This window comes from Nocardia sp. NPDC004568 (genome assembly GCF_040609955.1).
Lineage (GTDB): Bacteria > Actinomycetota > Actinomycetes > Mycobacteriales > Mycobacteriaceae > Nocardia.
In genome coordinates, this window is sequence record NZ_JBEXLL010000072.1 from 21,638 (window position 1) to 36,034 (window position 14,397).

A 14,397-nucleotide genomic window follows, 5' to 3' on the forward strand; every position below is an offset into this window, starting at 1 on the left:
CCGAGATCCGGGAACCGCTCGTTCCCGGCTACGGATGCCAGCATCGCCGCGGCGGAAGAGGATGTATTGGACAAATGTTCCGTCCGGGCGGGGCAGCGCACAGCACTGCGGCGGGCCTTCCGGGAAGGCCCGCCGCATTGTTCGTACCAAGTGGTCAGACGACGCTCGCGTGCCGGACGATGATGTTGCCGTAGGAATTACGCGCGTACACCAGCACGGTGTCCCCATTGCTCGCGGCCGGGTCGACCGGTTGGATCAGGTTCTGCACCGTGCCGTGCAAGGCGCCCGCTTCCACCCGGGCCGCACTGCCCGGGCCGATCCCCACCTCGAGTTCGCCCATGGAGGTCTCCAACCGCACTTCCCCGCGTACGGCCTCGCCGATGCGGATATCACCCTTGGCGGTTTTCGCGGTCACGGAACCGGTCGGGCGCTCGACGACGATATCGCCGGCGGCCACCTCCAGATCACACCGGCCGAGCTCGCCGGTGCCCACCAGCCGGCCCACCGCGGCGGTGCCCTTCAGCCGGGAGCCGCTGGGCACCTCGATGGTCACCGCGATCGACGGATTGCCGCCGAACGGGGTGTAGGTCCGCCAATCGCGGGGTGTGATCACGCTCAGGGTGCCGCCGGTGAAATCCACCCGCGTCTGTTCGGCGGCGCGGATATCGCCTTTCCTGGTGGGATCGGCCGGCCGGATCGCGACCACGGTGTCGGTGCGGTCGGAGGCGGCGACCGTGACCTCGCCGGAGAGTACTTCGACGGCGACGGTGATCGGTTCCGGTGTCGCGAATGTGGGCATGACTGTGCTCCTCGGTGTGCGGAAAAGAGTTCGGTGGGTGGGTGCCGACGGATGGTCCGCCGGGCCGTTCAGGACCAGGTGACCGGCAGTTCGTGGACGCCGTAGATGTTCATATCGGTGCGCAGCGGTACCTCGCCGGCGGGCACGGCCAGCCGCAGTGCCGGGAAGCGGCGCAGCAGTCCGGCGAAACCGGCGCGCATCTCCACCCGGGCCAGCTGCTGGCCCAGGCACTGGTGCACGCCGTGCCCGAAGGACACATGACCGCGGGCCTTCCGGCGGATGTCGAGGGTGTCCGGGTCGTCGAAACGCCGGGGATCGTGATTCGCGGCCAGCAGCGAGACCACGACGGTGGATCCGGCGGGGATGAGCTCCCCGCCGAGTTCCAGATCCTCGGTGGCGTAGCGGTAGAAGATATCGGCGACCGACAGGTAGCGCATGAGTTCTTCGACCGCGTCCGGCATCAGGTCCGGGTCCGCGCGCAGGTCGGCCGGCTGCTGAGGGTTCTCCAGCAGCGCGAAGGTGCCCAGTGCCAGCATGTTCGCGGTGGTCTCGTGGCCGGCGAGCAGCAGCAGGAACGAGATGCCGGTCAGTTCCTCGACGGAGAGGTCCTCGTCGCGGGCGAGGTCGGACAGGATGTCCTCGCCGGGCTCGGCGCGTTTGGCCGCCACCAGTTCGGCCAGGTAACCCATCATCGCGCCGTAGGCACCCATCTTCTCCTCCAACGGCTGGTCCCGCAGCAGGAACTTGGCGGAGTTGGTCTGGAAGGTCTCCCGGTCGGCGTAGGGGACGCCGAGCAGTTCACAGATCACCAGCGAGGGCACCGGCAGCGCGAATGCCCGCACCAGATCGACCGGCGGGGTCAGGTTCGCCATCTCGTCGAGTTGCCGCTCGACGACCTCGGCGATGTGCTCCTCGAGTTGTTTCATGCGCCGGACGGTGAACGCGCCGATGAGCTTGCGCCGCAGCCGCGTGTGGTCCGGCGGGTCCATGGCGATGAACAGGCCGGGGATCTGCGGGGACGGTTCGGTCTGGGCGGGCATATCGGGACTCGCGTCCAGCGCGTGCACGACGCCGATGTCCTGGCGGGAGCTGAAGCGGGTGTCGGCCAGCAGCGCGCGGACCTCCTCGTATCCGGTGACCAGCCAGCCGGCGTGCCCGTCGGGGAAGATCAGTGGGCTGACCGGGCGCGTTTCGCGCAGCCGGGTGATCTCGCGGGGCGGGTCGAAGGGTCCGGCATCGCGGGCGGTGGGGAGGCCGTGCGGGACGGAAGCGGTGTCGCTCATCGTGTTTCCTGTCGTTTCGAGGTCCCGGGGCAGTGCGGGACAACGGGGTGATCGGTGGTGTAGGTGTTCGGGGCCGGGTCTGCGGGCGGTGCGCCGGGATGTCCCGTCTTCGTCAGTCGCCGCTGTGCCGGTCCGGTTCCGGCGCGGGCGCCCGGCCCAGCAGGGTGATCGCCGCCGCGGGGCAGCTGTGGGCGGCTTCGCGGGCGGCCGAGTGGTGTGCGGCCGGGGGCGCGGGGTGCAGGAGCAGCACCCGGCCGTCCGTGTCGTCCTGGTCGAACAGCTCCGGAGCCAGCAGTGCGCACATACCGGCGCCGATGCAGCGTTCCCGGTCGACCGCGAGTTCCATGGATGCTCCCTCCCGCTGGGCGACCGGGCTGTCCGGGCCGCTGGTCGCTCTTGCCGATCTGGTCATGGGAGAACTGTCGCCGACCCGGCTGATACCGGCCTGATACCGCGCTGACATATCCACTGATGTGGCGTTTGCACTGGTCAGGGACGTGTATTCAGTCGCGGAAAGTCCGCGCGGCCCGCTGCGGCAGAATGGTCGGGTGCAGATCGCGTTGCTTGGACCGCTCGATATCCGAGCAGACGACGGGGGATCCATCGAGGTACCGGGCGTCCGGTTACGGACGCTGCTGATCGCCCTCGCACTGGAACCCGCCCGCGTGGTCCCACGGACCACCCTGGTCGACTGGATCTGGGGTGAGCAGCCGCCCGCCGATGCCGCGAACGCCCTGCAGGCGCTGGTCTCCAGGCTGCGCCGGCTGCTCCCGGACGGCTCGCTCGAGGGGCAGGCGGGCGGATACCGGCTCACCGTGCGACCCGGCGCGGTCGACGCGGTGCGGTTCGAGCAACTCCTCGAGGAGGCCCGCGGCCGGGACGACGCGCAGCGGACCCGGTTGCTGCGCGAAGCACTCGGCCTGTGGCGCGGCGCGCCGATGCAGGACGTCGAAGTGCGCGACAACGAGGCCGTGGACGCGGTGATCACCCGGCTCGAGGGGTTGCGCCTGGCCGCGACCGAGGACCTGTACGAGTCGGAGATCCGGCTCGGCCGGGCCGCGGAGCAGGTGAGCGAGCTGACCGAGCTGGTGGCCCGGTATCCGGTGCGGGAACGGCTTGTCGCCGCGCTGATGCGCGCGCTCGGCGCCGCGGGCCGAGGTTCGGAGGCGCTGGTGGTGTACCAGGACGCGCGGGAGGCGCTCGCCGACACACTGGGTGTGGATCCCTCCCCGGAACTGTCCGGGCTGCACGTCGCGCTGTTACGCGGCGAGGTGGGCGCGGAGAACACCGAGCGCCGGACGAACCTGCGGGCCGAACTCACCGGCTACATCGGCAAGTACGCCGATATCGCCGCCGTACGCGACCTCGTCGCGAACCATCGGCTCACCACCCTGACCGGCCCCGGAGGTTCGGGAAAGACCAGGCTGGCGCAGGAAACAGCACAGACCTTGCTCGACGACCTGCCCGACGGCGCCTGGCTGGTCGAACTGGCGTCCGTCGACGCGGACGGTGACGTGGCGCAATCGGCGATCGCCGCGCTCGGCCTGCGGGACGCGCTGCTCGGCGGCGCCCCGAATGCCGAACCGATCGAACGGTTCGTCGCCGCTGTGCGCGACCGTGAGACGCTGGTCATCCTGGACAACTGCGAGCACGTCATCGACGCGGTGGCGGTGTTCGCCCACCGGGCCCTGGGGGAGTGCCGGCGGCTGCGGATCCTCGCCACCAGCCGGGAACCGCTCGGTATCACCGGTGAGGCGCTGTGGCAGGTCGAGCCGCTGGCGCTACCCGCCGAGCACGCGGACCCCGAGGCGATCGAAGCGTCCCCGGCGGTGCAACTGCTGCGGGACCGCGCCGGAGCGGTGCGCAAGGATCTCGCCGCCGACCCCCGCGCACTGGCGACCATGGGCCGCGTCTGCCGGGCGCTCGACGGGATACCGCTGGCCATCGAACTGGCCGCGGCCAGATTGCGCACCATGTCCCTCGATCAGCTCGCCGACCGCCTCGACGATCGGTTCCGGCTGCTCACGGGCGGCAGTCGCACCGCGATCCCGCAGCACCGGACCTTGCGCGCGGTGGTCGACTGGAGCTGGGAGCTGCTCACCGACGCCGAACGGACGGTGCTGCGCCGGCTCGCGGTGTTCGCCGGCGGCGCGAGTCTGGCGGCGGTGGAACAGGTGTGTTCGGATACCGGCGACGGGCCGAACACGGGAGTCGAGCCGTGGGAGGTGCTCGAACTACTCACCGCGCTGACCGAGAAATCGCTGCTGCTCACCGCGGGGGAGACCGAGCCGCGTTACCGGATGCTCGACACGATCCGGCAGTACGCCCGAGACCGGCTGGAGGAGTCGGGGGAGGCGGATGCGGCACGCCGAGCGCATCTCGGGTATTTCACCGGTCTCGCCGCGACCGCGGAACCGCATCTGCGCCGCGCCGAACAACTGGAGTGGCTCACCGTGCTGGAGGCCGAGCACGACAACATCGCTGTCGCGATGCGCGGCGCGCTCGCGGCCGGTGACGCCGCCGGAGCGCTGCGGCTCGCCGCGGCCGCCGGGTGGTACTGGTGGCTCGGGGGGTACAAGGCCGAGGGCCTGGAGTTCGTCTCGGCGGTCGCGGACGCGCCCGCCGAGGTGGACGACGCAACCAGGGCACTGGTCTACGCGCTGGTCGTGCATTTCCTGAGTTCCGGGCGTAATGACGCGATCCAGGTGGGGGAATGGATCCGCAAGGCGTACGCGGCGAGCCGGGATGTCCGGGCGGGCCATCCCGCCCTGTCGTTCATCGCCGCGCTGGAACGAATGCTGCACGGTCCGGAGGGACTACCCACCGCCTTCGAACCGCTGCTCGCCGATGACGACCCCTGGGTGCGCGCGCTCGCCCGGCTGCAGATGGGCAAGATGCGGATCGTGCTCGGGCAGGACGGGCCGGAGGCGGACGAATACCTCGCGGCGGCGCTGACCGAGTTCCGCGAGTTGGGTGAGCGATGGGGTATGTCGTTCGCCTTGACCGAACGGGCCAATCGATTCGCCACCCACGGCGAATTCACCGCCGCCTGTGAACTGTTCGAGCAGGCGGTCGCCGTGGTGACCGAGATCGGCGCGACCGAGGATATCGTCGGTCTGCTGTCGCGGCAGGCCCAGTTGTACTGGCTCGCCGGCGCTACCGAGGCGAGCGCGGCCGCGATGGCGGAGGCGCAGCGGTGCGCGGGCCGGGTCGCCTGGCCGGTGGCACTGGCCGAACTGGCCCTGGCGAGGGCGGAGCTGGCCCGGTGGGCCGGCGATACCGAACAGGCCCACGAACAGGTCCGTGTTGCCACCACTGTATTGGGCAGCGAGGCCGAGAAGCCCCAGCCCGCCGCCGCGATCCACACCCTGCACGGCTACCTCGCCACCGATCTCGACGAGGCCCGCACGCACCACACGGCGGCCTTCCGAGCGGCCACGGAGGCCGGGCACGCGATGCTGGTCGCCCAGGTGATCGTCGGGATCGCTGATCTGGCGTTGCGCGCGGACCGCGCCGTCGAGGCCGCGCGATTGCTCGCGGCGAGCACCGCGGTCCACGGTGTGCCGGACCGATCCCAGCCGGACGCGGCCCGGATCGAGCGGACAGTACGAGATCGCCTCGGTGAAGCGGACTTCACCGAGGCGATGCGGGAGGGCGCGGAAGCGGACTGGCGGGAACTGGCCGCCCTCACGCTCGCTTGTTGAACGTGGCCCGGGACCACACGTAGCCGACGAGCGCGAATCCCGCGCACCAGGCGAGCGCCGCGGCCGTGTAACCGCCGGACGGGTGACCGGCCAGGAATCCGCGCAAGGATTCGATGATCGGTGTGAACGGCTGGTACTGGGCGAACTGCCGCATCCCCTGACCCATCTTCTCGGCGGGCACGATCGCGGTGCTCACGAAGGGGAGCATGATCAGCGGCACCACACCCATACCGGCGGACTCGGGGGTTTTCGCCGCCATACCCAGCGCGACCGTGAGCCAGGCAGCGGCGAACGAGGTCGCCGCCAGGATGCCGAGGGCGCCCAGCCAATCGAGCCCGGTGGCCGGCGGCCGGAACCCCAGGGCGAACGCCACCGCGAGGATCGCCACGACGGCCACCGCGTTGGTCAGGATGGTGGCCACGACATGGCCGGTCAGTACCGCGCTGCGGGACACATCCATCACCTTGAACCGGTTGATGATGCCCTTCGACATATCCGAGCTCACCGCCACCGCGGTGCCCGACAACCCGTAACTGATGGCCAGCAGCAGCATGCCCGGCGTCGCGTAATCGATGTACTCGCCGCCGACGTCGAAGGCGCTGCCGAACACGTATACGAAGATCAACATCATCACCACCGGCATGAAGGCCGCGTTGAAGATGGTGACCGGATTCCGGACGGAGTGTTTGAAATTGCGACGCAGCATGATCGACGAATCGGTCAGCGGTGCGGTGATGGTGCTCATGGTGCGGTGACCTCCGTGGTCGCGTGGCCGGTGAGGGAAAGGAACACATCGTCGAGATCGGGAGTGTGGACGGAGACCTCGGCGGCCTCGAGCGCGGATTCGTCGAGCCGGTCCAGCACGTGCCGCAGCGATTTCGAGCCGCCGTCCCCGGGCACGCGCACAGCGTCAGTGACTCGTCGTCCCGGGTGGAGCCGGGTAGGACCCGTTCCGCCGCGTCCAGTTCGCCCAGGTGGGCGAACCGCAGCCGGATACAACTGCCGGGCACCTGGCGTTTGAGTTCATCGGGCGTACCCTCCGCGACGATGCGCCCGTGATCGAGCACCGCGATCCGGTCGGCCAGCTGATCGGCTTCCTCCAGATACTGGGTGGTGAGGAAGATCGTGACGTCCTGATCCGTCAGACCCCGCACGATCTCCCACATGGTGCGCCGGCTCCGCGGGTCCAGCCCGGTGGTCGGCTCGTCCAGGAAAACGATCTCCGGCTTGGTGACCAGCGTCATCGCCAGATCCAGCTTCCGCCGCATACCCCCGGAGTAGGTCGCCGCCCGTTTCCGCGCCGACTGCGTGAGATCGAACCGCTCCAGCAGTTCGGTGACGACCCGCTTGCGCTCGTCACCCCCGGAGCCGATGGATATCCGCCATCAGTTCCAGGTTCTCCTCCCCGGTCAGTAGATCGTCCACCGCCGCGAACTGTCCGGTGACCCCGATCGCCGCCCGCACCGCCTTCGTCTCGGTCGCGATATCGTGCCCGGCGACCCGCGCCGTGCCGCCGTCGGCCTTCAACAGAGTGGTCAGCACGTTCACCGTGGTCGTCTTGCCGGCGCCGTTGGGGCCGAGCAGGGAGAAGATCGTGCCGGCCTCGATGTTCAGATCGATACCGTCGAGGACGGTCTTGTCCTCGTACGCCTTCCGCAGCCCCGAGGCCGCGATTGCCGAATTGCTCATGAGAAGAACTGTCGGCGGGGCGGCTGACATGGTCCTGACGCGCGGCTGATATGGCCGCTGACACGGTATTCGGCCCGGTCAGCCCGATTCCGGGTTATCGGCAACCGCTGGCGGGCCCACGTGTTCGAGTTCGGTCCAGCCGCTCCAGCCCCGCTCCTTCAGTAACTCGGTCAATCGCCGGGCCGGCGGCCAGGCGTCGAATGCCAGCGCGTCCAGGAGTTTCACCAGAGGCGGCTCGATATCGAGGTCATTGAGGTAGTCCGCGCCCTCGTCGTCGGCCAGCCGCGTGATGTACGCGGCCATCTTGTCGGCCAACTCGACGAGCCGGCGGTCGTCGGGCCGGTCCAGAGCCCGGCCCAGCGTGAGATAGAAATCGATGAGCGCGGGGTCGTCGATCTGTTCCCGCTTACGAGCGATCAACTCCGAGACCCGCTCCGGCGAATGCGCGACCAGCGGGATCCAGCCGTCGCGCTCGACCCGGACGATCCGCTCGTCGACTCCGAGTGCGCGCAGCCGATCGAGGAATTCGACCAACTGTGGCGGCAGCGCCACATGGTCTCCGGCGGCGAGGCGGGCGATGCGGTCGCGCAGCCGCTGTCGCTGCCGGATCTCTGCCCGCAACCGCGCGTCGATATCGGCGACCGCTGCCGCGAACTCCACCGCGTCGGCCAGGAGGAGCTCCCGCACGCGCGCCAACGGCACCCCGGCCTCGGCGAGCGTCCGGATCCTGATCAGCTCGACCACAACGGCAGCGTCGTATCTCCGATAACCGGAGTGGTCGCGCTCCGGCTCCGGTAGCAGTCCTTTGGCGTGATAGTGCCGTACCGCTCGCACCGTCACTCCGGCGTACGCGGCCACCTCGCCGATGGTGAGCATTGCACCAGTCTCCTCGACCCGAGCGATTACCCGGTGGTCCGCGAACTTCCGATGATGCGGGCGATATCGCGGGCGTGGGTGGTGGTCAGCCCGTGACCGGCGTCGAGCCACCACGCGGCGATATGCGGCCGGTCGCGGACCAGCCGCTCGATACCCGCCCGCCAATTCCGATTGCGCCACAGTGCTCGCCCCTCGCCGCTGTCACCGGCCATCGACGTCGACACGATCACACTGATCGGACAATCGATTCGCCGATACCGGTCGAGGATCGTCGACCGCACCAGATCCACCTCGAGATTCAGGTCGAGCACTTCCCGCGGTGTGAGCAGCACCTGGCGCGGGGTGCCCGCCGAATTCTCGGCCCAGGTGGCGAGGTTGTCGAACACGGCACGGAACTCCGGCAGATCGGCTTCGGTGATAAACGGTTCGGGCACGGGGTTCGCCCCGTCCACGAGCACCATGGCAGCGGCACTGCCGGGATGCTCGGAGGCATAGTGCACCGCCAGGTCGGCGCCCAGCGAGTGGCCGACGAGTATCGGCGCCGCGGGCAGGCGCAGCCTGCCCACCGCCGCCATCACCGCGACGAAATCGTCCAGGAACGCCCGGAAGGTGTAGCGCTGTGCGGCCGAGGACAAGCCGTGACCGCGCAGATCGAAGGTGATCACATCGTGGTCGCGCCGCAGCAGATCGGTCAGTTCGCAGAGATCGGCCTGTGTCGTGAGAAGTCCGGGGCACAGAACCAGCGGTCGTCCCCGGCCGCCTCGGGACACCGCGATCGTGGCGTCATCGGTATGGACGGTGAAATGATCGACTGTCGTACCCATACGACCATCGTGAAAGGTTGACCCTGCGTCAGGGTCAACCTGCACCGTGGATCGCTGCGGCGGTCGACTTCGAGGCGTCCTTCCTCCGATACCGCGCTCTGGAGGATCGGCGGGGCACAGTGATGAGTACCGAGACGTTGCCGCACCGTGTCGCCGCGAACCTCCGCGCGATCGACACTACGCTCGACATGCTGCTTGCGATTCGCACGGAATGCCGACAGGCCGGACTTCTCCCGGGACAAACTGCGCGAGATACTCAGCTGCTGGTTTGTCCGAGCCCGGCCCACGTATCGTCGCCGCCCCGGACGACCGGCAGTTTCCGGTGCCCGGATGGCAGTGCGGAGGCGAATCGTCGGTCACCACGGAGGTACTGATGGCGAAACGGATACTGGTCACCGGCGGTACCGGGCGGCTCGGACGCGTATTCGTGCCCCAGCTGCTCGCCGCGGGGCATGACGCGCGGGTGCTCACCCGTTCCGAACGCCCACCGGAGGCCCATCGGTGGGTGGTCGGGGACCTGAGTACCGGAGCCGGGCTGGGCGACGCCCTCGCCGGTATCGAGGTGATCGTCCACTTGGCCACGACCAACGGCCGCGGCGATATCACCGCGACCCGCGCGCTGATCGAGGCCGCACAGGCATCCGGCCGCCCCCACCTGGTGTATCTGTCGATCGTCGGTATCGACGACCACGCACTCGGCTATTACCGCGCGAAGGTCGAGTGCGAAGCCCTGATCGCGCGGTCGGAGCTGCCGTGGACCATACTGCGGGCCACTCAGTTCCACGACCTGATCGCCGAGATATGCGACGCCCAGCGGCTGTTGCCGGTCCTGGCGATGCCGTCGAAGGTGAGCTTTCAGCCGGTCGATGTCACCGAGGTAGCCGATCGCCTCGCCGGGCTCGCGGCGGGGCCCGCGAGCGGGCGGGTACCCGACCTGGGCGGGCCACAGATACGCGCCGCCACCGACCTGGCGCGGGCCTACCTGCGAGTTCTCGGGCGTCGCAGACCGGTGCTCGCGGTTCCGCTGCCGGGTAGGGCGATGCGCGACTTCCGCGCCGGGCGCCAGCTCGCTCCGGACCACAAGGACGGACGGATCACCTTCGAAGAGTTCCTCGCCGCGCGTGGGGAACGGTATCGGGGCCGCTGATGTCCGGTGGGCTTCGCGCCGGCCCGGGTTTCCTCGGCGTGACACGTCCGGCAGTGGTCGTGTCGGTTTCGTCCAAGACAACGACGGCCACTTTTCCTACGCTGACTCCAGGCCGAATCCGAGGCCCATGATCAGGAGGAACCGATGACACGCGAACTCGTCTACACAGGCTTCATGTCGCTGGACGGCGTCGTGGACTCACCCGGCGGCACGGTCGAGGGGCACCGTAGCGGCGGTTGGGTGATGGACACCGAGTTCGTGCCCGAGGCGTTCGCGCTCAAAGGCGAGGAACTCGCCGATACGACCGCGTTGATGTTCGGCCGCCGCAGCTACGAGGCCTTCGCCCCGACCTGGCGCGATTCCGACGATCACGCCGCGTACAAGGACCTGCCCAAATACGTCGTCTCGTCCGGCCTGCGCGAGGACGCGCTGATCGACGGCTGGGGCCCGATCATCATCCTGCGCACCGCGGACGACGTCGCGAAGCTGAAGCAGACCGACGGCGGCGCGATCTACATCCACGGCAGCGCCGAACTGGCCCGGAGCCTCGCGGACGCCGACCTGATCGACCGGTACAACCTGCTCGTCTTCCCGGTGCTGCTGGGCGCCGGGAAGAGCCTGTTCAGCCGCGCCGACCGGGACAAGCAGACCCTCCGGGCGCGGGACTCGGCCACCTACTCCAACGGCGTGACCAAGCTGGTCTACGACGTCGTGCGCTGACCGGTGTCGAGCGCGATCGCGCCGCCCTCGCCCGTGCGCAGCTGCTGCGCCGTCCGCCCGACGTACCGGCGCAGTGCCCGGGCGAGATGGGGTTCGTCGTAGTACCCGAGCTTGTCGACGACATCGCCGACCGCCTCGCCCGAGGTCAGCAGCAGCGCGGCGGTACGGGCGCGCCCGATCTGCCGGACAGCGCCCCGGGTGAGCCCGTACTTCGGTAGCACGATCTCGCCGGTCAGCACACGGTCCGGGAGCCGGGAGACCGGTACGATCGTCGGCTCCGGGCTGGCAGACTGGCGCCTGCGGCCTGTTGTGTTCACTGAGCACGCCCCGTGTTTCGTAATCCATGAAAGAGTGTCTGCTGTGAATCCTATGAAGCAGCACTGACAGGTGAGGCGCTCGAGACGAAATCGATCGTAGGTCTGGGACCTTCGTGCCCTCCGACTCGGGGCGTCGCAGTCGCGGCGATCGTATGTTGGCCAACTTTCGCTGGTAGAGACTTCGTTCGAGCAGGGCACTCATCGTCGGCCAGTCGCAGGAGCCAGAACGATCTCACCCAAGGTACTGGAATCGATGCCGGCCGTCACCGGCTGTATCGACTTGGGAGATGAGGACGCAGGCCGTGCGCAACGACGCGCGCTGCGTCCGTGACCCGCCCACAGGGCCCCGGTCAAGATACCATCGACCTGGACACGGATCTCCCACGCAGCATGCCTCTGGGAGTTGATGGTCAAGGCCGGAAATCGTGAATCCACCGCAGCGAGAGGCTACCGCAGACGAAATGCCGATTTTTTGCAGCAGTGAGCTGAGCGCTGCCTTCCTCCGGGAAAGAGGGTGCGGTGACAGCACATTGGGGTTGTGGAAGTGCTGCTGTGGTTCATCGTGGGCCCCAGCCCGGCGGTTGGTAAGGGGTGTGCCCTGCACCCATCACGTGCACGGGCGTGAGACCCGTTGCTGAGGGCGGACATACTGCGAGTCTTGATGGCCGACGCCACCGACGAGTTATGCGAGCAGTTGGTGCAACGAGCAGCCCCGTATCTCGCCGAGCGTCACAGTGGCAGGGGGCTTCGCTTCGCTCACCCTGCCCTGACCGACAAGGACAGGAAGACCAAATTTGGGGTGCCCATCGAAGAGTACTTCACCCCCGAGTACTACAGGAAAACCAGGCAGTACTACGACGACCGGGAAGTCGGCAAAGCCGCCGCTGTCGCCAACCGGGACTATTTGAGACGGTACTATGCGACCGACACGCTCGACCCGTGGGAGTTCGGGCGAACGGAGACCGACCCGCACTTCCTCGAGGTGAGGGAACGTCTGTTCTACCGAGGTGATGATGCTACGCGGCGTCGAGCGCGGGAAGCCTGGGGACGCGAGCTCATGGAATCGACCGAACTCGGCTACGGCAGGCAGGTGGACCGCCATGTCGACCACGTCTTGGGCATTCCGGAATACCGATATCACGGCATTAAGCCGGCGGAGAAGCCGAGCGAGCAGTATGACTGGCTGTCTCGGTTAGGGCCGGAAAAGCCGCCGCATATCGCCGGGCCGGAGCCGTCGCGGATGGCCTACCTGACCCCGGTGGCGAAAGCACTGAAATTGACAGACAAAGACGTCCTGGTCGACCTCGGTTCGGGCGTCGGTAAGGCCAGTATATTCTTCGGGACGGTCACTCCCGTCGGCAAGGTGATCGGGCTTGAGATGGAGTCCGCATACGCGCATTTCGCCTATGGGCGCGCAGCCGCGCTGGGTTTATCGCACGTACACTTCCTCCCGCAGGATTTGCTCAGGGCCGATCTTTCCGAAGGCACAGCCTTCTACTTCTACAATCCGTTCAGGTCGACCGAGGGCAACGACCTCGTGGGCAAGTTGGCGGCTCAGCTTATGGCATTGGGTGATCGGAACCCCATCCAGATTGCCGTTAAGGGCGTCATGACGGATAAAAGTTTGCAGACGCACCTGCAGGAGAGTGGTATGTTTTCGGCGGAGACCGTGCTGGAACATCCGGCCGTCTGGACCGTGTTCAGGAGCTGAGTCCAACCTCGATCTTTCGTGACTTCTGCTGGTCGGTCCGGTCGCTTGTGTAGTGGGTGGCGGACCACCGACGATCGGACGAACGCTGGCCCCATACGTAGTCATCGAACAAGAGCCCAGCGCGCCTGCCCGCGTTGAGGTGCGGTTTGAGCGAGAATTCTTTGAGTAGCTGAAAACAGCGAGGTCGATCCTGTCTCGATGGTGCCCGAGTCGGTTGTTTCGGTGAGTGATGCTTCGATTGGCGACCGGGCCGATTGTGTCGACCAGGCAATACCGGGACTGGACGGTAAACTGGTCGAGGAACCTGCTGTGGACGTGATGTGTGGCGGGGTGACCTTCGAAATTCACTATGTCAGTGGTGCGGAGCGGAACGCATGGCTGCCGCGCAGGCGAAGGTTCTTGCTGCATTGCTGAGGTGGCAGGCAGGCCACTTCGAAGATGGCGGCCCCTGAATTCCGGTGAACTGGCGGTCCAGTTGCCCTTGTTTTGTGTTTCCTAGTGCCTCGTCCAGATAGGTTGCGGCGGTAATACCGAGTGTCGGTTTGATCGTGCGCTTGCCGACGGCGATGCTGCCGGTGGAGGTGGTGTCGATGGCCCGGAAACCAGAAGTATTCGTGCGGGAGGTGACCCCGGACGAGGGGCGCCGGTTGCAGAAGATCACCAAAACAAGCAAACAGCCGATCAGGACGCGACGCGCGATCGTGGTGATGGCATCAGCGCAGCATCAGCCCGTCCCGGCGATCGCCCGGTTGATGCAGGTGTCGCAAGCGTATGTGCGGCAGGTGATCCACGATTTCAACGAACGGGGGTTTGAGGTTCCCCCGCTTCCTTGGAGGGCTTGATGTTCCCCCGGTTTCGTGGAGTCGATGATGTTCCCCCACCCTCCAGCAACGCGGTGGAACCTCAACATCACCAACTAACCACCAGGTTACTTAACACTTTCTCAGTCCTGTATCCGACGTTCGGCTGGACTGTGCTCGTGGCCATGGGAATGGTCTGCCGCGCTGCCGCGCCCTGCACGCTCCCGTGCACGACGGACGCCGGGCCGCGATGACACACGCGACGCCCCCTCGAGCCGCGAAGGGCGCCGTCGCCTCGTCGAACGCTGCCGGAGTCGCCCGATCGCGCACGTCGCCGCCGAGATGGGCATCTCCCGAGCCTGGCGATCGGTCCGGTGGAAATGCCCATAGAGGGGTTGAGGCTCATCCCGGAGAAAGTCACGCTAAGCAGACTGACCTGACCCCGCTGGTTCGGTCCGGGGGTTGTGAGAGTCTGAATGCCCACGTTGTGGGCGGAAAGGCTCGATATTCATGGCGACACGGAAACG

The 14,397-nt window shown here is 67.5% G+C and carries 13 protein-coding genes and 2 pseudogenes; 7 read left to right on the top strand and 8 right to left on the bottom strand.

Annotation, left to right across the window (positions count from 1 at the left end; translation table 11 throughout):
• Positions 1–154: 154 nt before the first annotated feature.
• From ABZV91_RS26100 to ABZV91_RS26110, 3 genes are all read right to left on the bottom strand, one after another.
• Complete coding sequence (locus ABZV91_RS26100; protein WP_355246838.1) at positions 155–799, bottom strand: hypothetical protein; 645 nt, start codon at positions 797–799, stop codon at positions 155–157.
• A 68-nt stretch (positions 800–867) separates the two neighbouring features.
• Entirely contained in the window at positions 868–2,082 is a 1,215-nt protein-coding gene (locus tag ABZV91_RS26105) for a cytochrome P450 (RefSeq protein ID WP_355246841.1), read from the bottom strand.
• Between the two features lie 112 nt (positions 2,083–2,194).
• Positions 2,195–2,428, bottom strand: a complete 234-nt coding sequence (locus ABZV91_RS26110) for a ferredoxin (protein WP_355246844.1) — start codon at positions 2,426–2,428, stop codon at positions 2,195–2,197.
• Positions 2,429–2,630: 202 nt separating this feature from the next.
• Between ABZV91_RS26110 and ABZV91_RS26115 the strand changes: the two genes are divergently transcribed.
• Entirely contained in the window at positions 2,631–5,786 is a 3,156-nt protein-coding gene (locus ABZV91_RS26115; RefSeq protein ID WP_355246847.1) for a BTAD domain-containing putative transcriptional regulator, read from the top strand.
• Here ABZV91_RS26115 and ABZV91_RS26120 read toward each other — a convergent pair.
• The 4 genes and pseudogenes from ABZV91_RS26120 to ABZV91_RS26135 all read right to left on the bottom strand — a co-directional run bounded on the left by ABZV91_RS26120 (position 5,770) and on the right by ABZV91_RS26135 (position 9,175).
• Positions 5,770–6,531, bottom strand: a complete 762-nt coding sequence (locus ABZV91_RS26120) for an ABC transporter permease (RefSeq protein ID WP_355246850.1) — start codon at positions 6,529–6,531, stop codon at positions 5,770–5,772. The two genes, ABZV91_RS26115 and ABZV91_RS26120, sit on opposite strands and share 17 nt — an antisense overlap.
• Positions 6,528–7,475 (bottom strand): annotated as a pseudogene (locus ABZV91_RS26125) (ATP-binding cassette domain-containing protein). Before ABZV91_RS26125 ends, ABZV91_RS26120 begins: the two are co-directional and overlap by 4 nt.
• A gap of 78 nt (positions 7,476–7,553) precedes the next feature.
• Positions 7,554–8,351, bottom strand: coding sequence for a MerR family transcriptional regulator (locus ABZV91_RS26130; protein ID WP_355246853.1), 798 nt, complete (start codon positions 8,349–8,351; stop codon positions 7,554–7,556).
• Positions 8,352–8,377: 26 nt separating this feature from the next.
• Complete coding sequence (locus ABZV91_RS26135) at positions 8,378–9,175, bottom strand: alpha/beta fold hydrolase (RefSeq protein ID WP_355246856.1); 798 nt, start codon at positions 9,173–9,175, stop codon at positions 8,378–8,380.
• A gap of 373 nt (positions 9,176–9,548) precedes the next feature.
• On the opposite strand from ABZV91_RS26135, the gene ABZV91_RS26140 reads away from it, so the two are divergent.
• Together ABZV91_RS26140 and ABZV91_RS26145 are read left to right on the top strand one after the other, a co-directional pair.
• Positions 9,549–10,322: an NAD(P)H-binding protein gene (locus ABZV91_RS26140; protein WP_355246859.1), complete on the top strand. Its 774-nt coding sequence runs from the start codon at positions 9,549–9,551 to the stop codon at positions 10,320–10,322.
• Between the two features lie 144 nt (positions 10,323–10,466).
• On the top strand, positions 10,467–11,042 hold the full coding sequence (locus ABZV91_RS26145; RefSeq protein ID WP_355246861.1) for a dihydrofolate reductase family protein: 576 nt from the start codon (positions 10,467–10,469) through the stop codon (positions 11,040–11,042).
• Here ABZV91_RS26145 and ABZV91_RS26150 read toward each other — a convergent pair.
• The gene (locus tag ABZV91_RS26150) at positions 11,024–11,359 is read right to left on the bottom strand and encodes an AraC family transcriptional regulator (protein WP_355246864.1); all 336 of its coding nucleotides are present in this window, start codon (positions 11,357–11,359) and stop codon (positions 11,024–11,026) included. The genes ABZV91_RS26145 and ABZV91_RS26150 overlap by 19 nt on opposite strands.
• Before the next feature lie 658 nt (positions 11,360–12,017).
• Between ABZV91_RS26150 and ABZV91_RS26155 the strand changes: the two genes are divergently transcribed.
• From ABZV91_RS26155 to ABZV91_RS26170, 4 genes and pseudogenes are all read left to right on the top strand, one after another.
• Positions 12,018–13,070, top strand: coding sequence for a class I SAM-dependent methyltransferase (locus ABZV91_RS26155; protein WP_355246867.1), 1,053 nt, complete (start codon positions 12,018–12,020; stop codon positions 13,068–13,070).
• 198 nt (positions 13,071–13,268) lie between these two features.
• A complete protein-coding gene (locus tag ABZV91_RS26160; protein WP_355246870.1) occupies positions 13,269–13,484 on the top strand; it encodes a hypothetical protein in 216 nt (71 codons plus the stop codon).
• Positions 13,485–13,618: 134 nt separating this feature from the next.
• The gene (locus ABZV91_RS26165; RefSeq protein ID WP_355246876.1) at positions 13,619–13,912 is read left to right on the top strand and encodes a helix-turn-helix domain-containing protein; all 294 of its coding nucleotides are present in this window, start codon (positions 13,619–13,621) and stop codon (positions 13,910–13,912) included.
• 162 nt (positions 13,913–14,074) lie between these two features.
• Positions 14,075–14,230: pseudogene (locus tag ABZV91_RS26170) on the top strand (IS481 family transposase); the annotation flags it as partial.
• Positions 14,231–14,397 lie beyond the last annotated feature (167 nt).